Raw genomic sequence first — 24,959 nt, forward strand, 5'->3', positions numbered from 1 at the left:
CACTGGATTTGCCATGACCGACCTTTCCGAAGCACGGCTGTACGACGCGGCGTTGTACGACGAGGCCCCCCTTTCGTCGTACGTCGACATCGTGCTGGCACGGTGGCGGCTGGTACTCGGCATCGCGGCCGGCGTGTTCCTGCTGGGGCTGCTGTACGTCGTGTTCGCGACGCCGATCTACCGGGTCGACGCGACGATCCAGGTCAACGAATCGACGACGGCCGGCAATTCGCCGCTGCACGACATCGCGGCATTGCTCGACAACGGCAGCACGACCGCCGCCGAACTCGAACTCGTGCGCGCGCGCATGGTGATCGACCAGGTCGTGTCGAAGCAGCATCTCAACATCATCGCCGAACCGCGCTATTTCCCGTTGATCGGCCGCTGGGTCGCACGCCGCTACCGGGACGACGGCGTGGCGCCGCCGCTGTGGGGGTTGTCGCGGTTTGCATGGGGCGGCGAGCGGTTCAACGTCGCCGCGTTCGGGACGGTCGGCAAGAAGAGCCACGACGGCGTCGACGTGCTGGACGGGATCGGGTTCACCGTGACCGCCGAAGGCGGCGGTCGCTACGTGCTCCGGGACGAGGACGACGACGTCGTGCTGAAGGGCGCGGTGGGCGTGCCGGCGCACGGGGCGTTCAAGGGACAGCCGCTGACGCTGCTGGTCGCGGATCTCGATGCCCGCCCGGGCACGGTGCTGCGGCTCAAGCGCATCCCGCAGCTCGAGGCGGTGTCGCAACTCCAGGACGATCTGACCGTCGAGGAGAAGGCCAAGCAGTCCGGCATCCTGTCCGTCACGCTCGAGGGTGACGACAAGGCGCGCATCCGGGAAATCCTGAAGGCCGTGGTCGACGGTTATGTCGCGCAGAACCGCGATTACCGGAGCGAGGAGGCCGCCGCGACGCTGAAATCGCTCGAGGCCAGCATGCCGACGGTCGAGAAGACGCTGAAGGATGCCGAGGAACGGTACGCGGCGTTCCGTTCGCGTACGCGCACGGTCGACCTCGACGAACAGGGCAAGTTGCTGCTCGGTCAGGAAGTGGACATCGAGACGCGCACGCTCGAACTCAAGCAGAAGCGCGTCGACCTGATCGCGCGATTCGCCGATGGCCATCCGGCCGTGCAGGCCCTCGACGCCAACCTCGCGGAACTGGCGGGCAAGGCACAGGAACTGAAGGCGCTCGAAGCAAGGTTGCCGGGTACGGAGCGGGAAGGTCTCGCGGTGCTGCGCGACGTGCGCGTCAACACCGAGCTGTACACCAACCTGTTGAATACCGCGCAACAGCTCAAGATCGCCCGGCAAAGCGAGATCGGCAACGTGCGGGCCGTCGACGAGCCGGTGCTGCCGGTGAAGCCGGTCAAGCCCAAGCGCCTGCTGCTGGTTGCGCTGTCGCTGTGTGTCGGGCTCGCCCTGGGCGTGGCTGCCCCGTTCGCGCAACGCGCGGTTTGGGGGCGCGTCGAGCACTCCGAGCACCTCGAGCAGGCGCTGGGCGTGCCGGTCTATGCGGTGGTCCCGCACAGCCGCGAGCAACGACGCCTGGTGCGAAGCCAGCAACGTGCGGCCCAGGGCGCGCATGTGCTCGCGTCGGAAATTCCCGAGGACGTGACCGTCGACGCGATCCGCAGCCTGCGCACGACGCTGCAGTTCACGCTGTCCGAGTCGGGGCACCACGTGATCATGGTCACGAGCCCGCAGCCCAATGCGGGCAAATCGTTCCTTTGCGCGAACCTGGCGTCGCTGTTCGCTTTGGGCGGCAAGCGCGTGCTGCTGATCGACGCGGATATCCGCCGCGGCCAGGCGCACCGTCACTTCGGCTTGCAACCGGCGCCGGGCCTGCCCGACGCGATCGCGAGCGGCACGCTCGAGCGCGGCGTGCAGCGTTCGGCAATCGCCGGCGTCGATGTGCTGGCGCGCGGTGCGGTTGCGCGCACCTCGGAGCTGTTCACCGACGGCCGCTTCAAGGGGCTGCTCGACACGGCGTCGCGGCTCTACGACATCGTCATCGTCGATACGGCGCCGATCCTCGCGCTGCACGACGCGGCGTCCATCGGCCGCCACGGCGCGACGACGCTGCTGTGCGTCCGGCATGGCCGCAGTTCGATGCCGGAGATCCGCGAGGCCGAACGTCGCCTGCGCAACGCGGGCATCGCGATCAGCGGCGTCGTGCTGAACGACGTGCCGCGGCGTCAGGCCGTCTACGGTGCGTATGGCGAAGGGAACTACGCGTATGAAACCGAGCACTGAGCCCGCGCTGCGCGACCTTGCGCCGCGCGCCGCGAACGGCCATGCGTGGTCCGGCGGCGAGCGGCTCGGCGCGCGCACCGTGCGCGGCCTGGCATGGGCGCTGGTGCAGGCCTGGGGCGGCAAGCTCGTCACGCTCGTCACGTACCTGCTGGTCGCGCGCTGGCTCGGCCCGGCCGACGTCGGGCTCGCGGCGGCCGTCACGCTGTCGCTGTCGCTGGTCCTGATGATCGCCGAGGGCGGGCTGGGCGACGCGGTGGTGCAGCGCGCAACGCTCGACGACGACGATCTCGAATGGCCGTTCGTGTTGTCGATCGCGATGGCCGTCGTGCTCGCGGCCGTGCTGTTCGCCATGGCCGGGCATGTCGAGACCTGGCTGGGCGTACCGGGCCTCGCGCCTTACCTGCGGGTGGCCTGCGTGTTCGTCCCGATCGGCTCGGCCAGTTCGTTCCAGGAGGGACTGTACAAGCGGCGGCTGGATTTCCGCACGCTGGCGATGCGTCAACTCGTGGCGGTGAGCGTCGCGGGCGCCGTGGCGGTCGCGCTGGCGGTGGCGGGTGCCGGTGCGTGGAGCCTGATCGCGCAGGCGGCGACCTTCATGACGATGTCCGCGTTCTGGCTCTGGCGCAAACCGGTCTGGCGTCCGCGCGGCCGGCGCAACGCGTCGACTTTCTGGCCCATCGCGCGCTTCGGCGGCCACGTCGTCGCGGCGCGGCTGATCGACTGGTGGGCGACGCGCACCGTCGACCTGATCGTCGTCGCGCTGTACGGCGCGGCCGGGCTGGGCATCTACGCGATCGGCGCGCGGCTCTACCAGACGGCGCTGGAACTGCTGTGCCGCGCCGCGACCGACGTCGCGCTCGCGGTGCTGTCGCGCGTCGCGCACGACGCCGGGAAAATGGCGGCCACCTACCTCGACGTCACGGGGCTGGCCGCGATGGCCGCGGCGCCGCTGTTCGTGCTGATGGCCGTCATGAGCCGCGACATCACCATCGTGCTGTTCGGCGCGCGCTGGGCCGACAGTGCCGCGGTCATGACGCCGCTGATGGCGCTCGGCGCAGTCCAGACGGTCCAGTTCGTCAACGGCGCATTCCTGTCGGCGCGCGGCCGCCCCGGCGTCACGATGTGGCTGACGGTCGTCAAGCTCGTGCTGGTGCTGGGCGCGATGCTGTGCCTGCCGTCGCACGATGTCGCCGGGCTGGCGTGGCTGTACGTCGGTGCGGTGCTGTTCATCACGCCGCTCAGCTTCGGCGCCGTCGTCGTCGAACTGTCGGTCGACCCGGGCCGCCTGCTGGGACGGCTCGTGCCGCCCTATCTGATCGCGCTCGGCTGCGCGCTGCTCGTCTCGCGGCTCGGCGCATGGCTCGGCGGCGTGCCGGTCATGGCCCGGTTGGTCCTGCTGATTGTTTGCTTTGTCGCCGCGTATGCCGGCGCGACCTGGATGCTGCGTCGTCAGGCCGCCCGGCAAACCGTGTCGATGCTGATCGCGTTGCGCGATGCGAGGAAAGCGGCATGAACGGCCTCGTCCGGCAGGTGCCGCGGCAGCACGCGGCGTCGCCCGGTGCGGCGCCGGCCGCGCCGCGCGCGCGCTTCGATCTCGCGGATGCCGTGCTGCTCGTGCTGCTGCTGCTGAACGCGATCCAGTTCCTGAAGATCGGCGGCGCGCAACTCGGCCAGCTGTTCGCGGTGCTCGTGCTGCCGGTGCTGCTGGTGCGGCGCCGGATCCCCGTCGGCGCATGGGAAATCTGGACCTTCACGCTGTTCGTCGGCGCCGCGCTGTCGACGACGTTCCTGTCCGGCTATCCGCACTTCAAGGCGGCCGAGCAGATCGTGAAATTCGTGTTCGTGATGCCGGCGTTCTATCTGATCGGCCGTTACTACGGCGCACGGGCGCGTCAGCGGCCGCTGCCGTTCGGTTATGTCGCGATCACGGGATTCCTGGCGTTCCAGTATGCGCTGCAGCACTTCGACGTCCCGGTGCTGTACGAGAAAGTCGATTTCATGCAGAACGCGATTCACGGTTCGTTCAAGGAGCGGAACTGGTTCGCCGCGTTCTTCTTCCTGAGCGCCTATGCATGTTTCCTGCAGTCGCCGCGCCGCATTCCCGACGTCGTGAAGTTCGTGGTGCTCGCACTGGTCGTGACGCTGCTGAGCGAATCGAAGACGGTGCTGATCGCGTGCGCGATCGTGATCCTGTTCCAGGTGCGCGGCTACTTCTTCGCGAAAGCGCTGACGATGGCCGCCGGCGCCGGGTTCTATCTGTACATGTTCACGCGCGAGCTGACCGGCGACCAGTTGCAGGTCCGCCTGCAGCAGGAGCGCGGGCTGGCCTTCACGGAATCGATCAAGCTGGTCGGCCGCGACTGGATCGGTCACGGCTTCGGCTTCGTCGAACACTACTTCTCGCACTCGGCCGTCGCCGTGCGCGGGCTCGGCGAGGGCACGAGCGCCGTCTTCTGCGCGCCGCTGGACCTGATGCTGGTCGCCGGCCCGATCGGGCTGCTCGCGTGGGCGGTGTTCTTCGGTGGCCTCGGCCAGGGCCGGCGCGCGATGGTCATGCTGGCGCCGATCGCCGCCTGGTCGCTGATCAACCCGATGCACCAGAGCGAAACGTCGTACCTGTTCATCGGCTACCTCGCGTCGTTCGCCCTCGCTCCTCGGGCGGCACCCCGCAAAGCACGCACCGCGCCGCGCGTCGCGCGGCCCCGATCCTTTTTTCCGTCCGGGTCTATTCGATGAAATTCTCCCTCATCATGGCGACGCTCGGCCGCAGCGACGAGATCGAGCGCATGTTCGACTCGCTGCTGCTGCAGGCCTATGCCGACCTCGAAGTCATCGTCGTCGACCAGAATCCGGACGATCGCGTCGAGCGGATCGTCGACCGGTATCGCGACCGGCTGACCATCGTCCACCTGCGATCGGAGAAGGGCAAGTCGCGTGCGACGAACGTCGGGCTGAAGGCCGTGACGGGCGACGTGGTCGGCTTTCCCGACGACGACTGCTGGTATCGGCCCGGGATGCTCCATGCGGTCGCGGCGCGCCTGTCGGCCGACAGCACGATCGACGGCATGACCGGGATGAGCGTCGACGCCGCGGGCAGGCCGTCGCAAGGACGATGGGCGACGTCGGCGCAGACCGTGAACCGTTTCAACGTGTGGGTGTGCGCGACGTCGTACACGATCTTCCTGCGCCGGACTGCCGTCGCCGCGGCGGGGCAGTTCGACGTCGACCTGGGCGTCGGCGCGACCTCGCGCTGGGGCGCGGGGGAAGAGGTGGATTTCCTGGTCCGCGCGTTGCGGGCCGGATGCCGGATCGACTACGACCCGCACCTGCGCGTGCATCATCCCGAGCCGCTGGCCGTGCTCGACGAGCATGCGTATGCGCGCGGACGACGCTACAACCGCGGGTTCGGGCACGTGCTGCGCATCAATCGCTATCCGCTCGCGTACGTCCTCTACATGATCGCGCGGCCCGTGGCCGGCTGCGTGCTGTCGTGCGCGCGCCGCAATCCCCGCCGGGCGAAGTACTACTGGATCGCCGCATCGCATCGGCTGCTGGGCTGGATGGACTGAACGATGAGCACGATCCTCTCCCCGTCGACGGACAGCGCCGATCGCGCCGGTCGCGTCGAGCGCGCACCGCTCACGGTCTACACCGACACGCGCTGGCCGGTCGGCACCGGCATCCACAACGTGATGGCGGCCTATGCCGAGCGTGCGCCGTCGACCGTGCGCATCGCGCCGCTGACGGTCGGCGGCGGTGTCGCGCATCCGTTGTCGCCGCTGGCGTTGAGCCGGGCGCTGCGGCGGCTGCCGGCCCGCAACGCAGTGTTCTGGAATCCCGGGTTCGTTCCGGCCACGTTGCCCGATTTCCCGTCGGTCGTCGTCGTGCACGACCTCACGCATCGCCATTTCTATACGCGCGCGCATCGCTTCTACTACGACACGATCCTCCGGCCGCTGTACCGGCGTTGCACGGCGATCGTCTGCGTGTCCGAGTTCACGCGCGACGAATTCCTGCGCTGGTCGGGCATGCCGCCTGAGCGCGTTCACGCGATCCACAACGGCACCGACGACGCGTACCGGCGCAATCGCGACACGCTCGGCTATCCATTTCCGTACGTGCTGTATCCAGGCAACCGGCGCAACTACAAGAACCTGCACCGGCTGATCGAGGCGTTCGGCGCGAGCGGGCTGTTGCCGCTCGGCGTGCGCCTGATGCTGACCGGCGAACCCGACCCGGCGCTGCTTGCACATGCCGCGCAGCACCGGTGCGCCGACGGGCTCGTGTTCGCGGGGGTCCTGCCGAACGATGCGATGCCGAAGCTGTACCGCGGCGCGCTGTTCGTCGCGTTCGTATCGCAGTACGAAGGTTTCGGCTTGCCGATTCTCGAGGCGATGGCGTCCGACGTGCCCGTGCTGACGTCGATCGTGTCGGCGATGCCGGAAGTGGCAGGGGCCGCCGCGATGCTCGTCAATCCGCTGTCGGTCGTCGACATCGCGGTCGCGATGCGCCGGCTCGGCACGGAGGCTGCATCGCGCGACGCGCTCGTCGCGCGGGGCCGGGAGCAGATCCACCGGTTCGACTGGAACGCATCGGCGAGCAAGTTCTGGCGGCTCGTCGAGCAGGTCGGCGCGTCGGCATGACGCGCCCGTCAATCAACAGAGCCGGGCAAACCGGCCGATACCATCAATCACGGCGCGGGGTATCACGATGGAAACGGAAGGAAGAATCAGCGTCATCGTCGTCAATTACGGCACGCCCGACCTGACGATACGATGCGTGGCGTCATTGACGTCGTTACGCGTCGCGTTTGCCGACGATATCGTCGTCGTCGAGAATGCGTCGCCGGACGACTCGTATGCGCGGTTGCGACGCGAACTGCCGCACGGCGTGAGGCTGTTGCGTGCCGCATGCAATCGCGGTTTCGGGTCGGGTGTGAACTTCGGCATGGCCGCCTGCCGGCGCGACTACGTGCTGGTGGTCAATCCCGATACGCGTTTCAGCGAGAACGGGCTGGCCAGGGTGCTGGACCTGCTCGACGCGCGCCCGGAGGCCGGGCTCGTCGGGCTCGATCTGCAGTATCCCGACGGTCGCCGCCAGTATTCGGCACGGCGGTTCTACAGCTGGCTCGACATCCTGGCGCGCCGCACCGCGCTCGGCCGCTCGAACCGCTTCCGCGCGCGGATGGCTCGGCATCTGATGATCGATGCCTGGTCGTGCGGCAGCCCGTTCGACGCCGAATGGGTGATGGGAACGGGGTTCGTGGTGCGACGCGACCTGTTCGAGTCGCTCGGCGGCATGGACGAATCGTATTTCCTCTACATGGAGGATGTCGATCTGTGCGCACGGACCTGGCTTGCCGGTTATCGCGTGCTCGGCATGCCGGGCGTCACGCTCGTGCACGAGCATCAGCGGCAGTCGGCGGCGAGCCCCGTCTCCCGTGCGGGACGCCATCATCTGCGCAGCCTGTGGCGGTTCTATCGCAAATTCCACGTGCCGTTGTCGTTGCCGCCCGGCGTGTCGCGGATCGCCCGGCAATGACGCCAGTCCGTCCGTCTCGCGTCGTCCGGTGTGCCGTGGCCGCCGCGCTGTACGCGCTGGTCATGCACGGCGCGGATGGCGCGCAGCCCGTGCCGCCGGCGTCGCGCGTGCTGCTCGCGCGGGACGGCGTCGCGCGCTACGGCGTGCGCGCCGGTGCGGCGGATGCCGTCACACGGCACGCGGCCGACGAGATTGCCGACTACCTGTCGCGCATCAGCGGCGCGTCGTTCGCCGTGTCGGACGACGGCCAGGACCGGACACCCGCGATCGTCGTCGGCGGCGAGCACGCGGCGCAACGATGCGGACCGGCCAACGCGGCGGGGCTCGGCAGCGACGGCTTCGTCGTCTGCCGCAGCGGCGCCGACCTCGTCATCGCCGGTGGGACGCCGCGCGGCACGCTGTTCGGCGCGTACTGGTGGCTCGACCGCAAGCTGGGCGTGAAGTGGCTCGCGCCCGATGCCACCGAAGTGCCCAGGCAGGCCGAGCTTCGCGTCGACGCGACACCCGTGCGGCAGGTTCCGCGCTTCGCGTATCGCGAGGTATTGAGTGCGGAAGGCGAGGACAAGCCGTTTCGCGCGTATAACCTGCTGAACGGCGAGTCGCACGGGACGTCGTACCGCGCGTCCCCGCCCGGGATCGACATGTGGGATCGCAGCTGGCTCGCGCGGGATGGCGACGCCGACTTCTGGACGCTCGTGCCGCGCGACCGCTACGCGGCCGCTCACCCGTCCTGGTATGCGGGCGGGCAACTCGCGATGATGTCGGCCGACGTCCGCGCCACCATGGCCGCCGAGATCGTGAAGCGGCTGAAGCGTTTGCCCGATCCGGGCCGCATCTGGTTCGGCATCCGCGACATGGACTGGGGCTGGGACCCGGATCAGGCGAGTCGCGCGTTCGCCGATACGCACGGCGGCGCGCTGTCGGCCGCGTTTCTCGACATGGTGCGGGACGTGTCGGCGCAGGTCCGGGCCGCGGTGCCGGGCGCGCGTTTCGCGATGCCGGCCTATCACTGGGGCTTCACGCCGCCGGACGGCATGCAGGTGCCGGATCACGTCCGCGTCTATCCGATGACGATCCAGGTCGACTACAGCGTCGCGCTGAACGAGGACCGCAACGCGCGGCTGCGCGACGGCCTGAAGCAATGGAACCAGATCGCGCGGCACGTCACCGTCTGGGATCACGTCGTGAACTTCGGCGGCTACCTGCAGCCGACGCCGAATCTCTATCCGGTCGGCCGCAGCATTGCGTGGCTCGCCACGTTGCCGAACGTCGACGGCTACTTCGCGGAGGGCGACTGGCAGTCGCGCGGCGGCGAATTCGCGAGCCTGCGCGTGTGGCTGATCGCACGGATGCTGTGGACGCCGACGGCGGACCCGCGTGCGCTCGTCCGCGAATATTGCGACGCCTACTACGGTGCGGCGGCCCCGGCCGTCATGCGCTATATCGACCGCATGCATGCGGCGCTGCGCGCGAGCGGCGACGTGCTCGCCGAGCAGACGCCGGTCGGCATGTCGATGTACACGTACGACTTCGTTCGCGAGGCGGAACGCGATTTCGACGCGGCCGCCCGTGCCGTCGACGGCGACGCCGTGCGCGGCGCGCGCGTGCGACAGGCGCGCGTGCCGCTCGATTTCGTGATCCTGGCCCTGCGCGAGCGCTACGCGGCGCGCGCCGCGAAGGACGGCTGGGACCTCGACGTCGGCGCGCGACGCGCCCGTCTCGACGCGGCGATCGCGGCAGCAGGCATTCGTCAGTATCGGCAAAGCGGCAATCTCGCGGCACTCGGCGCGTTGCTCGATATCGACCGGCATCCCGTCGTCGCGCCGCCGCTCGTGGCGGGTCTGGCCGACGGCGACTGGCGCGCGATCGACGTGTCGCGCGTGAACCTCTACGACAGCGCGCGTTTGGTGGCCGATCCGGGTTCGCTCGACGGCGCCGCGATCGCGATGCGCGGCGATTCGGGCGCATGGGCGGTCCAGCTCAAGCTCGACAAGCTGCCGCGCGACGGGCGCTGGGATCTCTACGCATCGGTGCGCGTGCCGGAAGGCGGCGGGGCAGGCGCGGCCGCCGTGCGCGTCGGCGCGTACCCGCCGATGACGCTGCGCACCGACACGCCGGCGCGCACGCTCGACGACGCGCGATTCCGGTGGCTGCCCGTGCCGGGCGGCCCGTTCAGGTACGACGCCGATCACGAGAAAGGCATCTATGTCCACGGCGTCGGCTTCGCGCGAGGACAGTCCGTGCGCGTGGGGGCGTTCGTCGCCATTCGTCACCGTGCGCCGGAGGACACGCCGCCGCCCGCTCCGCTTCAAGGAAACGCTTCATGAAAGTCGCCATCGTTTCGCCGATTCCGCTGTTTCCCGTCAACGCGGGCAATCGCAGTCGCGTCCTGAATCTCGCGCGGGCGGTGAGGTCGCTCGGCTGCGATGTGCATTTCGTCTATCTGGAATCGCGCCAGACGGGCGGCGTGGATCTCGACGCGCATCGCGAGGAGTTCGACGCGGACCGCGTGTCGGTATTGCGTCGCGCGGGCCTGGCGCTGGCGCGCTATCGGTTCAAGCGGGTCGCGTGGCTTGCGCGTCGCCTCGCCGCGAAAGCGGCCGGCAGCCGGCATGCGTATTACACGGGGCTCGACGAGCTGTTCAGCGACAGCTTCTCCGCGCAGTTGCGCGCGCTGCAGCACCGCCACGCGTTCGACGCCGTGTTCGTCGAATACGTGTTCTATTCGCGTGCGCTCGATGCGTTTCCCGATTCGGTCGTGAAGGTCGTCGACACGCACGACATCTTCGCGGACCGGCACGTGCCGTTCATCGGCCGCCCCGGTGCGAAGCGCTACATGTTTTCGATTCCGCCGGAACGGGAATGCGACGGATTGCGCCGTGCGCATGTCGCGCTGGCGATCCAGGCCGAGGAGGGCGACGCGCTGACGGCACGCCTCGGCGGCGGCGACACGCCGTCGGTCGCGGTCCTCAGTCACCTGCTCGCGTTTCCGCCGCAGGTGGACTGCGCCGGGTATGCCGACGCGACCTTTCTCGGCAGCGACAACCAGCCGAACCGCGACGCCGTGAAGTACTTCGTCGACGAGATCCTGCCGCATGTCGTGGCGCGGCTGCCGGCATTTCGCCTGCATCTCGCCGGCACGATCGCGGCGGCCGTGCCGGACGGTCCGCACCTCGTCAAGCGCGGCACCGTCGCCGAGCTGGGCGACGCGTTCGCGATCGCGCCGATCTCGATCAATCCGATGCTGCTCGGCACCGGCATCAACATCAAGCTGCTCGAGAGCATGGCGCTCGGCGTGCCGATCGTCAGCACGCGGACCGGCGCGCGCGGCCTAGGCGAACAGGACCTGCGCGGTGTGACCGTCGTGCGGGACGGCGATCCGCAGGGCTTCTCGGATGCGGTCGTCCGGCTCGCGACGGACCGCGCGCAGCGTGTCGCGCAGGGGGCCGCCGCACGTGCCGCCGCGCTGGCCTGGCACGAAACGCAGCTGGATGTCCTGCGCGAGACGCTCCGGCGGCGGCCGGTTGCAGCGCACGCGTGACGGACGCATCCATCGAAACCATCGAACCAACCAGGGGAATCGAACATGTCGAAACTGGCCGATCTGAAGCAGCGGCTGCGCGTGCGGCTGTACGTCACGCGACTGACGCTGCAATGGCGTCGCGAGGCCGCACGGCGTGCCGCGAGCGACGCCGCCGCGCCCGGCGCCCATCTGCTGGTCCTGCCGTGCGACCCGTGGACGCTGGTCGGCTCGAAAGGCGACGAAGCGATGCTGCGCGCGGTCGTCGAGCGGTTGCGTGTTGCGAACGGCGCGTTGCGGGTGTCGGTCGTCACGGCCACGCCGGAGGCGGCGGACGCCGCGACCCGGCTCGGCTTTCAGGCGGTCGACGCTTGGCGCGAGCCGTGGCGCCTGATGGACACCGTCGAGCGGCTGGCCGCATTGCAGCCCAGCGCGGTGGTCGTCATCGGCGCGGACGTGATGGACGGCTACTACTCGCCGATGACGTCGCTGCGGTTGCTGGCGACGGCGGACCTGCTGGTCCGGCGCGGCGTGGCCGGCACGATTCTCGGCTTCAGCTTCAACCGCCAGCCGTACCGGCAACTGAGGCATGCATTCGACCAGATCGACGCGCGGCTGCTGGTCAATGTGCGCGACGGCGTGTCGCTCGACCGATTCAGGCGTTTCAGTTCGGCGCCCGCCGAGCTGGTGGCGGATTCCGCATTCATGCTTCAGCCGGACCATGCGTCGGATTGCGTCAGGGGGACGGCATCGTGGGTCGAATCGCGGCGCGCGGCCGGCGACATCGTGATCGCTTTCAACTTGCACCCGATGCTGATTCGCCGGGCCAGCGACACGGATATCGCGGCGCTCGTCGCGTCGGCGCAGGAGGCGCTTCACGGGCTCGCGGCACGGCATCGCGTCAGCGTCGTGCTGCTGTCTCACGACTATCGCGGCCGCGACGGCGACGATACCTGTCTCGAACCACTGCACGACGCCTTGACCGAGAAGATGGGCGACCGGCTGTACTACCCGCGCACCCGCATGTCGGCGGCCGAGCTGAAGGCCATTTCGGGGCAGGTCGACGGCGTGGTGACGGGCCGCATGCATCTCGCGATCGCCAGTCTTGGCATGGGCGTGCCCGTCGCGGCGCTGACCTACCAGGACAAGTTCCAGGGCCTTTTCAGTCATTTCGGGCTGCCGGACACCTTCCTGATGAAGCCTGACGAAGCGATGCGCGCGACGCGCCTGGCGGCGGTGCTCGACCGCTTCGTGTCGGAGCTTCCCCAGCTGCGCGACCAGGTGCATGCCGCGCTGCCGCGCGTCAAGGAGGCGTCGTGCAGGAACCTGCGCGGCGTGATCCACGCGATTCAGCCGTCGTGAGCGGGTATTCCGCCATTTTTACCCCGTTCGAAGCCGCGCCGTGCCGCGCGGGGTCGAACGGCAACCTGTCGAGTCTCGCTTGAACCTGTCAAATGAAAAGTCCCACCATTCGCGAACTGCAACAGCAACTGGGTCAACTGAACCTGATCGTCGAAGAAGTCCGGCAGAAGGAGAAGCAGGCCCGACTCAAGGAGATCGCCGAGTACGTCCGGCAGTTCAGCATCACCGAAATCGAACTGCTGCGCGCGGCGGGCTTCATCAAGGCGCGGCAACAGAAGGCGCCGGCGAAATACTACGACCCGAACACCGGCCGCTCGTGGTCGGGGAAGGGCGCACGTCCCCGGTGGCTGGCGGGCAAGAACCTCGACGACTACCTGATCCGGGAAACGCCGCAGCCATGGTGGCCGGAAACGCGCTGACGGTCGGTCGGCAACGGCGTCCTGACGCGACGCCGGTCGATCCGGCATGACTCGAACGAACTGAATTTAGAGGCAATGCGGCATATGCGGAATCCCGACATGGACCCGGTCGCTCCCCCGGACAGCCCGGGACCCAGGAAGAAGACGAGCTATCGCGCCCCGGCGCTCGAGAAAGGCCTCGATATCCTCGAGCTGCTGATCGATCGCCAGTACGGCATGGCGCAGGCGGACATCTGCCGCGCGTTGAAACGCAGCCGAAGCGAGCTGTACCGGATGATGCAGGTGCTCGAGGATCGCGGTTACATCTACCGGGTGGATCGCTATGACCGGTACGCGCTCACCATGAAGCTTTACTTTCTCGGGCAGCATCATGCACCGACCCGATCGCTGGGCGCGCTCGTCACGCCGCTGTTGCAACAGTTCGCATTGCAGACGGTCCAGTCGTGTTACCTGGCGGTATTCGACGGCGACACGATGATCGTCATCGCGACGGCCGGCGCCGAGACGGAATGGAACATCGCGGTCCGCGTCGGCACGCGCATGCCGCTGCACGGCAGCGCGGCGGGCGAGATGTACCTGGCCTTTCAGGACGAAGACGTGCGGGCCCGGTTGTCTCGGGCCGACGGGCACGCCGGTGGGTCGCGCAATCCGCCGCCCGGTGACGACACGTTGCCGTCCCATCTGGTCGACGGCTATCTCTGCCGTCCCAATGCGCGCATTCCCGGCATCACGGATATCGCGACGCCGATCGTCGACAAGTCGGGTTCGGCCATCGCGATCCTCGCGTGCCCGTACCTCGCGCTGTCGGGGGAAGCGGGCGCGATGTCGGTCAAGCAGATCAGCGCGGCGTTGTACGAAACGGCGCAGCGCATCGCCGCGACGGTCGATCAGCGGTTCATGCAATCGGCCGTCGACATGCCGGCGCGCGGCGCGGCATGCACGTAGGGCGGCGGGAATCGTTCCGGGTACCGACGGAGAGGGCGAACTCACCGTGAAGCGGCGCCGGCTCTGCGCCAGGCCGCGCTCAGGGCGGTCGCGGTCATGTCGCGGCGCGATGTGTGCTCACGCGTCGCGACGATCGGCAGCCTGCGGTCAGCGGTTCACGACCGAGTACACGAGCGTGCCGGAGAACATCAACAGCACGAGCGAGGCGCCGCGCAGCAGCGTCGACGTTCGGGCGGCCCACGCGCGTTGCGAGGTCAGGAGTCCGCCGAGGGACGACCAGCCCACGCCGATCGGCGCGAGCACGACCAGAAAGACGAGGAGCGTCCATGCGAAATAGTGGGCCGACCTGAACGCCTCCAACGGAAACAGCGTGCTCGAGAACAGCAGCGCCTTCGGGTTCATCGTCGTCGCGACGCACACATCGCGAAACCTCACCGGCGCGATCGGTACGTCCTGCAGCACGCGGCTATGCGTCCACATCCTGAGCGCGAGGAAAAAGATGTAGACGGAGCTCGCGAGCTTGACCACGTCATACAGCCAGGGCCGGCCGGCAGCGAACGCGGCCAGGAAGAATCCCCATACGGAAATCGCGATCGCGTAGCCGAGCGCCTCGGCGATCACGAGCGGCCAGGTACCGCGCAGGCCGACCTTCAGCCCGGACGACAGCAGCAACGTATTGGTCGGCCCCGGCACGATCAGCACCAGCGAGACGTACATCGACATCTTCAGCAACGCTTCCTGGATGGGCACGCGGCCTCCTCGATTCGTCGGTGTCGCGGTTCGCGGCCGGCCGAAGCCGGGGCGCCGCTGGAATGCTTCAGTGCAGAGGCGATCCGCTCTTTCGGGAACGTGCCCGTTTTCATTGCATGGTCTTCGTGTCTGCCCGGACACATGATGACGAATTTCTCCGGCGACGAGTCGGATTATTTTCAGGTCGGCATCAAAACTGCCGAAATTCGAAAAGATCGACTTCGTTGTTTTGGAAATGAAGAGGGCTTTATTTCTTTCCTGTTAATTAGGTCGGCCATTTCGCGTTTTTTGTAAAATGGGGTGCTTGTTTGTGCGATTTAAATAAAAAACAGAATTCATTTGGTTTGAGAAATTAAATCGATCGTTGTGCAGCATTTCGTCGATATTTTGCGGGATTTAGAATTTCTCTGGATAACTTTAGATTGATATGAAATTTTTCTCGGCATGCCGTCCTGAACGCTGTTAAGGTGTGCCGCAGCGGTCAAGTGCATGGCGTATCAATCGTGCTGGCAATCAGGGCAATTGATCATGGCCGTGCACTAACGGCGATCGTCGAATCGGCAAGTCAATCTGCCGAGGCTGAATCCATTGCGCGGTGTGCCGCCGCATTCGATGGGGATTTGCATTGTTGATTGAATTCGCTTCAATTCACTGCGTCTTTGCGATTTGACTTGTCATGACGGGTGGCGTCATGTTGTGACGCGTTGCCGAACAATTTGCCGGTTCAATTCGAAAAGGCGGCACTATCCATTCAGGTTTTCGATCCCATGGGAAGCGTGTCATGAGTAATCCGATCAGGAATATCGTCATCGTGGGCGGCGGCACGGCGGGCTGGATGTCCGCCTCGTACCTCGTCCGGGCACTCCAGCAGCAGGCGAACATCACGCTCGTCGAATCCGCGGCGATTCCCCGGATCGGCGTGGGCGAGGCGACCATTCCGAGTCTGCAGAAGGTGTTCTTCGACTTTCTCGGAATACCGGAGCGGGAGTGGATGCCCGAGGTGAATGGCGCGTTCAAGTCTGCCATCAGGTTCGTGAACTGGCGGAAGTCGCCCGACCGCGCGCCCGGCGATCATTTCTATCATCTGTTCGGCAACGTGCCGAACTGCGACGGCGTGCCGCTTACCCACTACTGGCTGCGCAAGCGCGAACAGGGCTTCCAGCAGCCGATGGCGTACGCCTGCTACCCGCAGACCGAGGCGCTGGACGCCAAGCTGGCACCGTGCCTGGCCGACGGCACCCGCCAGATGTCCCACGCGTGGCACTTCGACGCGCACCTGGTGGCCGACTTCCTGAAGCGCTGGGCCGTCGAACGCGGCGTGAAGCGCGTGGTCGACGAGGTCGAGCAGGTTCACCTGGACGATCGCGGCTATATCTCCAGCCTGTCCACCAAGGAGGGGCGGACGCTGGAAGCGGACCTGTTCATCGACTGCTCCGGCATGCGGGGACTCCTGATCAACCAGGCCCTGAAGGAGCCGTTCATCGACATGTCCGACTACCTGCTGTGCGACAGCGCGGTCGCGAGCGCGGTGCCCGCCGACGACGCGCGCGTGGGGATCGAGCCGTACACCTCGGCGATCGCGATGAACTCGGGCTGGACCTGGAAGATCCCGATGCTGGGCCGGTTCGGCAGCGGCTACGTGTTCTCGAGCAAGTTCACGTCGCGCGACCAGGCCACCGCCGACTTCCTCGACCTCTGGGGGCTCTCGGACGAGCAGCCGCTCAACCAGATCAAGTTCCGGGTCGGGCGCAACCGGCGGGCGTGGGTCAACAACTGCGTCTCCATCGGGTTGTCGTCGTGCTTCCTGGAGCCGCTGGAATCGACGGGCATCTACTTCATCTACGCGGCGCTTTACCAGTTGGTGAAGCACTTCCCCGACACGTCGTTCGACCCGCGGTTGACCGACGCATTCAATGCCGAAATCGTCTACATGTTCGACGACTGCCGGGATTTCGTCCAGGCGCACTATTTCACCACGTCGCGCGACGACACCCCGTTCTGGCGCGCGAACCGGCACGACCTGCGGCTCTCGGATGCCATCCAGGAGAAGGTCGAACGCTACAAGGCGGGGCTGCCGCTGACCACCGCGTCGTTCGACGATTCGACGTACTACGACACCTTCGACTACGAATTCAAGAACTTCTGGTTGAACGGCAACTACTACTGCATATTTGCCGGCCTGGGGCTGTTGCCGGACCGGTCGCTGCCGCTCTTGCGGCACCGGCCGGAGTCGATCGACAAGGCCGAGGCGATGTTCGCCCGGATCCGGCGCGAGGCCGAGCATCTGCGAAAGAGCCTGCCGACGAACCACGATTACCTGCGCTCGCTGCGCGAGGGCCACGCGGGGCTGTCTCGCAGCCAGCCCGGGCCGACGCTCGCGGCGCCGGAGATCCTGTAGTGGACAGCACCCTGGCCCGGGTAAGCGCCATCGCGGCCACGCACGACGCCGTGGCGGCGTGCGATCCGCTGCAGGCGCGGGCGTTCGTCCTGCAACTGCCCGGCCTGAACCGTCAACGGGACGTGCCCGGCATCGTCGGCCTGTTGCGCGCGTTCCTTCCGGCGCGCGGCATGCCCGCGGGCTGGGGCTTCGTCGAAGCCGCGGCCGCGATGCGGGATATCGGGTTCTTCCTCGGGTCGCTCAAGCGGCACGGACACGAGCCGGTGGACGCGGTGCCCGGGCTCGAGCCGGTGCTGCTCGACCTGGCGTGCGCGACCGGCCTGCCGCCGCGCGAGACGCTCCTGCACGTGACGGTCTGGAACCCGGCGGCGGCCGACGCGCAGCGCAGCTACACCGGGCTGCGCGACGAAGCGCACCTGCTCGAGAGCGTGCGCCTCTCGATGGCGGCGCTCGAGGCGGCCATCGCGTTGACCGTCGAGCTGTCCGACGTGCCGCTGCAGGCACCCGCGTTCGCGCAAGGGTGCGACGCGCTGGCGGCCTTTCTGCGGAAAATGGTCGACTCGATTGTTTATGCGTACCGCTTCATCTCGCTGCAGGTCTTCTACGACGAGCTTCGCCCGTTCTACGAACCGATTCGAGTGGGGGGCCGCAGCTACCTCGGCCCCGGCGCCGTCGAAATGCCGCTCTTCGTGCTGGAGCACGTGCTGTGGGGTTCGCAATCGGACCACCACGCGTATCGGGAATTCAAGGAGACGTACCTGCCCTACGTGCTGCCCGCATTCAGGGCGATCTACGCGCGGTTCGCCGGGCAGCCGTCGCTCGTCGACCGTGCGCTCGGCGACGCGCAAGCGGCCCGTGCGCGGGGCGAGCCCGTCGCGGCCGGGTTGGCGGCCCTCGACCGCGTATTCGAGGTCCTGCTGCACTTCCGGGCGCCTCACGTCAAATTGGCGGAGCGCGCATACGAAGCCGGTAAAAGCGGCCCGTCGATCGGCAGCGGGGGGTACGCGCCCAGCATGCTCGGCGATCTGCTGACGCTCACGCGTGCCGCGCGATCGCGCGTGCGCGCCGCGCTCGACGAATCCGGCGCCTGACGCGCGCGGCCATGTGTTCCATCTCACCAGGAGAGTGTGCCCCCATGACTCAGCAGAGCCCCGCGAACGGGCGCGACAGCAACCACTTCGATGTGATCATTCTCGGCTCGGGCATGTCGGGCACTCAGATGGGCGCCATCCTGGCCAGGCAACGGTTTCGCGTGCTGATCATCGAGGAGTCGTCGCACCCGCGGTTCACGATCGGCGAATCGTCGATCCCCGAGACGTCCCTGATGAACCGCATCATCGCCGATCGCTACGGCATTCCGGAGCTTGACCACATCACGTCGTTCTATGCGACGCAGCGGTACGTCGCATCGAGCACGGGCATCAAGCGCAACTTCGGCTTCGTATTCCACAAGCCCGGCGAGGAGCACGATCCGAAGGAGTTCACGCAGTGCGTCATCCCCGAACTGCCGTGGGGGCCGGAGAGCCATTATTACCGGCAGGACGTCGACGCCTACCTGTTGCAAGCCGCGATCAAATACGGCTGCACGGTCCGCCAGAAGACGACCGTGACGGAATACCACGCGGACAAGGACGGCGTCGCGGTGGCCACCGCCCAGGGCGAACGGTTCACCGGCCGGTACATGATCGACTGCGGCGGGCCCCGCGCGCCGCTCGCGACCAAGTTCGCGCTGCGCGAAGAGCCGTGCCGCTTCAAGACGCATTCGCGCAGCCTCTACACGCACATGCTCGGGGTCAAGCCGTTCGACGACATCTTCAAGGTCAAGGGGCAGCGCTGGCGTTGGCACGAGGGGACCTTGCACCACATGTTCGAGGGCGGCTGGCTCTGGGTGATTCCGTTCAACAACCACCCGCGGTCGACCAACAACCTGGTGAGCGTCGGCCTGCAGCTCGACCCGCGTGTCCACCCGAAAACGTACATCCCCGCGCAGCAGGAATTCGACGCATTCCTCGCGCGGTTCCCGAGCATCGCGGCGCAGTTCCGCGACGCCGTGCCGGTGCGCGACTGGGTCAGGACCGACCGCCTGCAGTTCTCGTCGCGCGCGTGCGTCGGCGATCGCTACTGCCTGATGCTGCACGCGAACGGGTTCATCGATCCGCTTTTCTCCCGCGGGCTCGAGAACACCGCGGTGACCATCCACGCGCTCGCGGCGCGGTTGATCAAGGCGCTGCGCGACGACGACTTCTCCCCCGAGCGCTTCGAGTACATCGAGCGGCTCCAGCAGAAGCTGCTGGACCACAACGACGACTTCGTCAGCTGCTGCTACACGGCGTTCTCGGATTTTCGCCTGTGGGACGCGTTCCACAGGCTGTGGGCGGTCGGCACGATCCTCGGCCAGTTCCGGCTCGTGCAAGCCCACGCGCGGTTCCGCGCGTCGCGCGACGAGCGCGACCTCGATCGCCTCGACGACGACGCGCCGTACCTCGGGTTCCTGTGCGCGGACATGGAGGGGTACTACCAGTTGTTCAACGACGCCAAGGCCGAGGTCGAGGCCGTGAGCGCCGGGCGCAAGCCGGCCGGGGAGGCCGCGGCGCGGATTCACGCGCTCATCAACGAACGCGAGTTCGCCAAGCCGATGTTCGGCTTCGGATACTGCATCACCGGGGCCAGGCCGCAGCTCAACAACTCGAAGTACAGCCTGCTGCCGGCGATGAAGCTGCTGCACTGGACGCAGACCAGCGCGCCGGCGGAGGTGAAAAGGTATTTCGACTACAACCCGATGTTCGCGCTGCTCAGGGCGTACGTCACGACCCGCATCGGCCTGGCGCTGAAGTAGTCGCCCGACCCCGGAATCGAAATGATCGACGACATTCAATTGAATCAGGTGGGTGCCGGCGCGCATCCGGCGGCGGCATACGACGCGACCACGCGCGTGGCCGCGAGCTGGTACGTCGCGATGCGCACGGCCGACCTCAAGGACAAGCCGGCGGCGTTGACGCTCTTCGGCCAGCCGTGCGTCGCATGGCGCGGCGCGTCGGGACGGGCCGTGGTGATGGACCGCCACTGCGCGCACCTTGGCGCGAACCTGGCCGACGGGCAGGTCGAGGACGGGTGCATCCGGTGCCCGTTTCACCACTGGCGGTACGACGAGCACGGCCAGTGCGTGCATATCCCCGGCCACAGCCCGGCGGTGTGCCGCCTGGAGCCGGTCCCGCGCGGGGCGCGCCAGCCGACGTGGGTCACGGCCGAGCGGTACGGCTACGTGTGGGTCTGGTACGGCTCCGCGCAGCCGCTGCATCCGCTGCCCGAAATCGCCGCGGCCGACGTCGACAACGGCGACTTCATGCACCTGCACTTCGCGTTCGAGACGACGACCGCGGTGTTGCGGATCGTCGAGAATTTCTACGACGCGCAGCACGCGGCGCCCGTCCACGCGCTGCCGATATCGGCCTTCGAGCTCAAACTCTTCGACGATTGGCGCCCGTGGCCGGAGGTCGAGTCGCTGGCACGGGCGGGCGCGTGGTTCGGTGCCGGGATCGATTTCACCGTGGACCGGTACTTCGGGCCTTTCGGCATGCTGTCGCGCGCGCTCGGCATGAACATGTCGCAGATGAACCTGCACTTCGACGGCTACCCCGGCGGGTGCGTGATGACCGTCGCGCTGGACGGAGACGTCAAATACAAGCTGCTGCAGTGCGTGACGCCGGTGAGCGACGGCAAGAACGTCATGCACATGCTCATCTCGATCCGGAAGGCGGGCGGCCTCCTGCGTCGCGCGACCGACTACGTGCTGTTCGGGCTCCAGACCCGGCAGGCCGCGGGGTACGACGTCAAGATCTGGAACGGGATGAAGCCGGACGGCGGCGGCGCGTACAGCAAGTACGACAAGCTCGTGCTGAAGTACCGCGCGTTCTACCGCGGCTGGGTCGACCGCGCCGGCGCAAGCGAGTGGCAATACGCGAGCCGGCGGCTCTAGCCGGACCGGGTTCGGCCGCGTCGCGAAGAAGATCTCGCCACGCTGACCGGCTGATTACGGTTTTGTCATCAACGCCGTGCGCGCCTGCACGCAGCGAAGCCGTGGCGCCATTTCCGGGTAACATCGCCGGATGTCCCCACGCTAGCGACGGAGCCGGCCATGCGCATCCTGATAGTCGAAGACGAACCGAAGACGGGCGCTTACCTGAAGAAGGGGCTCGAGGAATCGGGCTTCAGCGTCGATCTCGCAAAGGACGGCGGCGAAGGGCTGATGCTGGCGCAGGAAGAGCGTTACGACGTGATCGTGCTCGACGTGATGCTGCCCGTGCTCGACGGCTGGGCCGTGCTCAAGCGGCTGCGCGACACGCACACGACACCGGTGCTGTTCCTGACCGCGCGCGACGACGTGCAGGACCGTGTGCACGGCCTCGAACTCGGCGCCGACGACTACCTCGTGAAGCCGTTCGCGTTCGTCGAGCTGCTCGCCCGCATCCGCACGCTCGCGCGTCGCGGGCCGCCGCGCGAGACCGAGCACCTGACGGTCGGCGATCTCGAAATCGACGTGGTGCGCCGCCGCGTGAAGCGCGGCGCCACCCGCATCGACCTCACGCCGCGCGAATTCTCGCTGCTGCAACTGCTCGCGCGCCGGCAGGGCGAGGTGCTGAGCCGCACGCAGATCGCATCGTACGTGTGGGACATGAATTTCGACAGCGACACCAATGTCGTCGAGGTCGCGATCCGGCGCCTGCGCGCGAAGATCGACGACGCGTTTCCGGTCAAGCTGATCCATACCGTGCGCGGCGTCGGCTACGTGCTCGAACCGAAGGACGACGCATGATGCGCCCGCGCTCGCTTGCCGCGACGCTCGCGCTCGCGTTCGCCGCGACCACGCTCGCGTCGTTCGCGCTCGTCGGGACGTATGTGTATGCGGGCCTCGAGCGGCAGGTCAACACGCAGGACGACCTCGACATCGTGCTGGCCGCGCGCCACACACGCCGGCTCGCGGGCGAGCTCGAGTCGCTCGAGGCGGTGCGTGCGCACGCGGAGCGGTTGACGAGCCAGGTGCTGGGCAACGAGGCGCTGTCAATGGCCGTCGTCGATGCGCGGGGCGAGGTGCTCGCGCGGCACAATGTCCGGCTCGCCGCGCTCGACGACGCGCCTGCCGCCGCATCGGTTCCGCTCGCCGACGTGCAGCTGTTCGCGCCGCACGCGGTGCCGGTTCCGGCAAACGACCGGATCACGGCCGACCGGCTCGTCACGTGGACGGCCGGCGGCGGCAAGCCGATGCGCGGCGTCGTGATCGAGGCGGCGCTGGGCGACCGCACGCCGATCCGCATCGCGATCGCGCGCAACATGCGCGACCGGGCCGACCTGCTCGACGGCTATCGCGATCGGCTCGAGCTCGCCGGCGGGCTCGGCGCGCTGTTCGCGCTGCTGCTCGGCTACTGGCTGATCCGCACGGCGCTCGCGCCGCTGCGCGAGATCGTTGACAACACCGGCCGGATCACGGTCGACAAGCTCGACACGCGGCTCGACGCGTCGCGCGCCCCGCCCGAGCTGCGTGCGCTCGTCGATGCGCAGAATGCGATGCTCGGCCGCCTGCAGCAGGCATTCGCGCATCTGTCGCAATTCAGCGCCGACCTCGCGCACGACCTGCGCACCCCGCTGAACAACATGCGCGGCGCCACCGAAGTCGCGCTCGCGCGGCCGCGTTCGGTGGACGAGTACCAGACGCTGCTCGAATCGAATCTCGAGGAATACGACCGTCTCGCACGGATGATCGAGAACGTGCTGTTTCTCGCGCGCGCCGAGCATCCGAGCTTCGTCACGCGGCAGCGCGCGTTCGACGTGCGCGACGAACTCGAGCGCATCGCCGGGTATTTCGAGGGCCTTGCCGACGAAGCGGGCTCGACGTTGCGCGTCGAAGGGCAGGGGCAGCTGACCGCCGATGTCGAGCTGTTTCGCCGCGCCGTCGGCAACCTGCTCGCGAACGCACTGCGTTACACGCCGCCCGGCGGCGTCATTACGCTCGGTGTCGACGAAACGGCCGAGGCGGTGAACGTTGTCGTCGAGAATCCGGGCGAGCCGATCGATCCCGCGCTGCTGCCGCGAATCTTCGACCGGTTCGTGCGCGGCGACCCCGCGCGCAGCGGCGGCGTGCCGGGCGGCACGGCCGGGCTCGGCCTCGCGATCGTGCGCTCGGTGATGGAGTTGCACGGCGGCACCGCGCAGGTCGAAAGCGACGCGCGCGGCACGCGCTTCGTGCTCACGTTCAACCGGCCGCCGGCGGCGTGACAGCGGGGGCGGGCTGAGCGGCTGTTGCTCGTTCCATCGTACCGGCTTTCGATACCACGTCCGCGCCCGCCTGCCAGCCGCCGCCCAGCGCCTTCAGCAAGGCGACTTCGGCCTCCATCCGGCGCGCGTCGATCTGATCGGCCGTGCGCCGGTTCGTCAACGCGATCGTCTGCGCGGTCACCACGTCCAGATAGCTGACGGCGCCCGCGTTGAAGCGATTCGTCGTCAGCCGCAGCGACAGGTCGGCCGCGTCGGTCGCGCGCTGCTGGCTGCCGGCTTCGGACGCAAGCGCATCGAGCGCCGACAACTGATCCTCGACCTGCTGGAACGCGACGAGGACGGACTGCCGGTAGTCGGCGACCGCGCCGTCGTACTGCGCGTGCGCGCCGCGCAGCGATGCGCTGCGACGGCCGCCGTCGAACAGCGTGCCGGCGAGTTGCGGGCCGAGCGACCAGAACAGGCTCGGTGCGGCGAGCCACGGCGCGAAGAACGCGCTTTCGAGGCCGGCGCTCGCCGACAGCACGAGATCGGGGAAGAATGCGGCGCGCGCCTCGCCGATCCGCGCGTTCGCGGCCGCGACTCGGCGTTCGGCCGCCGCGATGTCGGGCCGCCGCTCCAGCAGTTGCGACGGCACGCCGGCCGGAATCGCCGGCACGCGGAACGCCTGCACGCGCGGCGGCAGCGCGAACGTCGACGCGCTTTCGCCGACGAGCGTCGCGATCGCGTGCTGCAACTGCGCACGCGACGCGTCGATGTCGGTGTCCTGCGTGCGGGTCGATTCGAGCTGCGTCTCGGCTTGCGCGACCGCCGATGCGTCGATCGCACCGGCCGCGAGCTGCTGCTTGAGCAGCGTCAGCGCATCCGTGTAGGCGCGCACCGTATCGTCGAGCAGCTGCTTCTGCGTGTCGAGCGAGCGCAGCGCGAAATAGTCGGTCGCGAGCTCGGCCGTGACCGACAGCTTCACGGCCTGCAGGTCGGCTGCACTCGCGGCGGCGTTCGCCTGCGCGCCCGCTACGGCGTCGCGCACTCGGCCGAATACGTCGGGTTCCCAGCTCGCGGCCACGCCGGCCTGGTAGTCGGGCGTCGTCTTGCCGGCGAGCGACGAGCCGAGCCGGTTTTGCGACACGCGCGCACGGCTCTGCGCGACGCCTGCCGTGATCGTCGGCAGGAACCCGGCGTGCTGATAGTCGACCATCGCGCGCGCCTGCTGCAGATCGGCGATCGCTTTCTTCACCGTTTGGTTCGACACGTCGACGCGCGCTTCGAGCGCGTTCAGGTCGGCGTCGTCGAACACGGTCCACCACGCGCCGCGCGCGGCGGCGTCAGCGGGCATCGCGACGTGCCAGCCGGCTTGCGCGGCCGGCGCGCCCGCGTAGTGGGCGGGCACCGCGACGGCGGGCGGGGAATAGGGCGGCAGCGTCGAGCAGGCAGTCAGTGCGGCGGCAACGCCGAGCGCGACGATGCGGCGAGCGAACGGGAGCGGATGAAGAAGGCGCATGGCAGGCATCT

The 24,959-nt window shown here is 68.0% G+C and carries 19 protein-coding genes; 17 read left to right on the top strand and 2 right to left on the bottom strand.

Going from position 1 to position 24,959, the window contains the following annotated elements:
- Window positions 1-13 precede the first annotated feature (13 nt).
- The 11 genes from AC0KUR_RS27075 to AC0KUR_RS27125 all read left to right on the top strand — a co-directional run bounded on the left by AC0KUR_RS27075 (window position 14) and on the right by AC0KUR_RS27125 (window position 14,032).
- On the top strand, window positions 14-2,245 hold the full coding sequence (locus AC0KUR_RS27075; protein ID WP_473376627.1) for a polysaccharide biosynthesis tyrosine autokinase: 2,232 nt from the start codon (window positions 14-16) through the stop codon (window positions 2,243-2,245).
- On the top strand, window positions 2,229-3,758 hold the full coding sequence (locus AC0KUR_RS27080) for an oligosaccharide flippase family protein (protein WP_049036127.1): 1,530 nt from the start codon (window positions 2,229-2,231) through the stop codon (window positions 3,756-3,758). Before AC0KUR_RS27075 ends, AC0KUR_RS27080 begins: the two co-directional genes overlap by 17 nt.
- Window positions 3,755-4,981, top strand: coding sequence for a hypothetical protein (locus AC0KUR_RS27085; protein WP_059557911.1), 1,227 nt, complete (start codon window positions 3,755-3,757; stop codon window positions 4,979-4,981). The genes AC0KUR_RS27080 and AC0KUR_RS27085 overlap by 4 nt, the downstream gene beginning before the upstream one ends.
- Entirely contained in the window at window positions 4,978-5,814 is an 837-nt protein-coding gene (locus tag AC0KUR_RS27090) for a glycosyltransferase family 2 protein (RefSeq protein WP_034190966.1), read from the top strand. The genes AC0KUR_RS27085 and AC0KUR_RS27090 overlap by 4 nt, the downstream gene beginning before the upstream one ends.
- A 3-nt stretch (window positions 5,815-5,817) precedes the next feature.
- Window positions 5,818-6,888: a glycosyltransferase family 4 protein gene (locus AC0KUR_RS27095; protein ID WP_049036126.1), complete on the top strand. Its 1,071-nt coding sequence runs from the start codon at window positions 5,818-5,820 to the stop codon at window positions 6,886-6,888.
- Between the two features lie 67 nt (window positions 6,889-6,955).
- Window positions 6,956-7,786 (top strand): glycosyltransferase family 2 protein, encoded by an 831-nt coding sequence (locus AC0KUR_RS27100; protein ID WP_034190967.1) that lies wholly within the window; start codon window positions 6,956-6,958, stop codon window positions 7,784-7,786.
- Window positions 7,783-10,113: a DUF4838 domain-containing protein gene (locus AC0KUR_RS27105; protein WP_473376628.1), complete on the top strand. Its 2,331-nt coding sequence runs from the start codon at window positions 7,783-7,785 to the stop codon at window positions 10,111-10,113. The genes AC0KUR_RS27100 and AC0KUR_RS27105 overlap by 4 nt, the downstream gene beginning before the upstream one ends.
- Window positions 10,110-11,327 carry a glycosyltransferase gene (locus AC0KUR_RS27110; RefSeq protein ID WP_473376629.1) on the top strand — a complete coding sequence of 406 codons (1,218 nt, stop codon included), beginning with the start codon at window positions 10,110-10,112 and terminating at the stop codon, window positions 11,325-11,327. Before AC0KUR_RS27105 ends, AC0KUR_RS27110 begins: the two co-directional genes overlap by 4 nt.
- 45 nt (window positions 11,328-11,372) lie before the next feature.
- Complete coding sequence (locus tag AC0KUR_RS27115; RefSeq protein WP_063851158.1) at window positions 11,373-12,668, top strand: polysaccharide pyruvyl transferase family protein; 1,296 nt, start codon at window positions 11,373-11,375, stop codon at window positions 12,666-12,668.
- 92 nt (window positions 12,669-12,760) lie between these two features.
- Entirely contained in the window at window positions 12,761-13,087 is a 327-nt protein-coding gene (locus tag AC0KUR_RS27120; protein ID WP_034190970.1) for an H-NS histone family protein, read from the top strand.
- Window positions 13,088-13,186: 99 nt separating this feature from the next.
- On the top strand, window positions 13,187-14,032 hold the full coding sequence (locus AC0KUR_RS27125; protein WP_226104030.1) for an IclR family transcriptional regulator: 846 nt from the start codon (window positions 13,187-13,189) through the stop codon (window positions 14,030-14,032).
- A 147-nt stretch (window positions 14,033-14,179) separates the two neighbouring features.
- Here the strand turns inward: AC0KUR_RS27125 and AC0KUR_RS27130 are convergent, their stop codons facing one another.
- Window positions 14,180-14,782, bottom strand: coding sequence for a LysE family translocator (locus tag AC0KUR_RS27130; protein ID WP_473376630.1), 603 nt, complete (start codon window positions 14,780-14,782; stop codon window positions 14,180-14,182).
- Window positions 14,783-15,563: 781 nt separating this feature from the next.
- On the opposite strand from AC0KUR_RS27130, the gene AC0KUR_RS27135 reads away from it, so the two are divergent.
- The 6 genes from AC0KUR_RS27135 (at window position 15,564) to AC0KUR_RS27160 (ending at window position 23,450) form a co-directional block, all read left to right on the top strand.
- Complete coding sequence (locus tag AC0KUR_RS27135; protein ID WP_473376631.1) at window positions 15,564-17,180, top strand: tryptophan halogenase family protein; 1,617 nt, start codon at window positions 15,564-15,566, stop codon at window positions 17,178-17,180.
- Window positions 17,181-17,230: 50 nt separating this feature from the next.
- Window positions 17,231-18,271, top strand: a complete 1,041-nt coding sequence (locus AC0KUR_RS27140; protein ID WP_425551667.1) for a monodechloroaminopyrrolnitrin synthase PrnB family protein — start codon at window positions 17,231-17,233, stop codon at window positions 18,269-18,271.
- 44 nt (window positions 18,272-18,315) lie between these two features.
- Entirely contained in the window at window positions 18,316-20,016 is a 1,701-nt protein-coding gene (locus tag AC0KUR_RS27145; protein WP_473376632.1) for an NAD(P)/FAD-dependent oxidoreductase, read from the top strand.
- Between the two features lie 24 nt (window positions 20,017-20,040).
- Complete coding sequence (locus AC0KUR_RS27150) at window positions 20,041-21,156, top strand: Rieske 2Fe-2S domain-containing protein (protein ID WP_473376648.1); 1,116 nt, start codon at window positions 20,041-20,043, stop codon at window positions 21,154-21,156.
- Between the two features lie 159 nt (window positions 21,157-21,315).
- Window positions 21,316-21,993, top strand: a complete 678-nt coding sequence (locus AC0KUR_RS27155) for a heavy metal response regulator transcription factor (RefSeq protein ID WP_034190976.1) — start codon at window positions 21,316-21,318, stop codon at window positions 21,991-21,993.
- The gene (locus AC0KUR_RS27160) at window positions 21,990-23,450 is read left to right on the top strand and encodes a heavy metal sensor histidine kinase (RefSeq protein ID WP_473376633.1); all 1,461 of its coding nucleotides are present in this window, start codon (window positions 21,990-21,992) and stop codon (window positions 23,448-23,450) included. The genes AC0KUR_RS27155 and AC0KUR_RS27160 overlap by 4 nt, the downstream gene beginning before the upstream one ends.
- Here the strand turns inward: AC0KUR_RS27160 and AC0KUR_RS27165 are convergent.
- A complete protein-coding gene (locus AC0KUR_RS27165; RefSeq protein ID WP_473376634.1) occupies window positions 23,428-24,948 on the bottom strand; it encodes an efflux transporter outer membrane subunit in 1,521 nt (506 codons plus the stop codon). The genes AC0KUR_RS27160 and AC0KUR_RS27165 overlap by 23 nt on opposite strands.
- Between the last annotated feature and the right edge of the window lie 11 nt (window positions 24,949-24,959).

This window comes from Burkholderia sp. YHN3-13 (assembly GCF_055810675.1).

Coding starts and splice junctions, on each gene's coding strand:
- AC0KUR_RS27155 (WP_034190976.1), top strand. CDS start 21,316: ATGCGCATCCTGATAGTCGAAGACGAACCGAAGACGGGCGCTTACCTG.
- AC0KUR_RS27080 (WP_049036127.1), top strand. CDS start 2,229: ATGAAACCGAGCACTGAGCCCGCGCTGCGCGACCTTGCGCCGCGCGCC.
- AC0KUR_RS27160 (WP_473376633.1), top strand. CDS start 21,990: ATGATGCGCCCGCGCTCGCTTGCCGCGACGCTCGCGCTCGCGTTCGCC.
- AC0KUR_RS27125 (WP_226104030.1), top strand. CDS start 13,187: ATGGACCCGGTCGCTCCCCCGGACAGCCCGGGACCCAGGAAGAAGACG.
- AC0KUR_RS27120 (WP_034190970.1), top strand. CDS start 12,761: ATGAAAAGTCCCACCATTCGCGAACTGCAACAGCAACTGGGTCAACTG.
- AC0KUR_RS27090 (WP_034190966.1), top strand. CDS start 4,978: ATGAAATTCTCCCTCATCATGGCGACGCTCGGCCGCAGCGACGAGATC.
- AC0KUR_RS27095 (WP_049036126.1), top strand. CDS start 5,818: ATGAGCACGATCCTCTCCCCGTCGACGGACAGCGCCGATCGCGCCGGT.
- AC0KUR_RS27085 (WP_059557911.1), top strand. CDS start 3,755: ATGAACGGCCTCGTCCGGCAGGTGCCGCGGCAGCACGCGGCGTCGCCC.
- AC0KUR_RS27075 (WP_473376627.1), top strand. CDS start 14: ATGACCGACCTTTCCGAAGCACGGCTGTACGACGCGGCGTTGTACGAC.
- AC0KUR_RS27115 (WP_063851158.1), top strand. CDS start 11,373: ATGTCGAAACTGGCCGATCTGAAGCAGCGGCTGCGCGTGCGGCTGTAC.
- AC0KUR_RS27135 (WP_473376631.1), top strand. CDS start 15,564: ATGAGTAATCCGATCAGGAATATCGTCATCGTGGGCGGCGGCACGGCG.
- AC0KUR_RS27100 (WP_034190967.1), top strand. CDS start 6,956: ATGGAAACGGAAGGAAGAATCAGCGTCATCGTCGTCAATTACGGCACG.
- AC0KUR_RS27165 (WP_473376634.1), bottom strand. CDS start 24,948: ATGCGCCTTCTTCATCCGCTCCCGTTCGCTCGCCGCATCGTCGCGCTC.
- AC0KUR_RS27145 (WP_473376632.1), top strand. CDS start 18,316: ATGACTCAGCAGAGCCCCGCGAACGGGCGCGACAGCAACCACTTCGAT.
- AC0KUR_RS27105 (WP_473376628.1), top strand. CDS start 7,783: ATGACGCCAGTCCGTCCGTCTCGCGTCGTCCGGTGTGCCGTGGCCGCC.
- AC0KUR_RS27110 (WP_473376629.1), top strand. CDS start 10,110: ATGAAAGTCGCCATCGTTTCGCCGATTCCGCTGTTTCCCGTCAACGCG.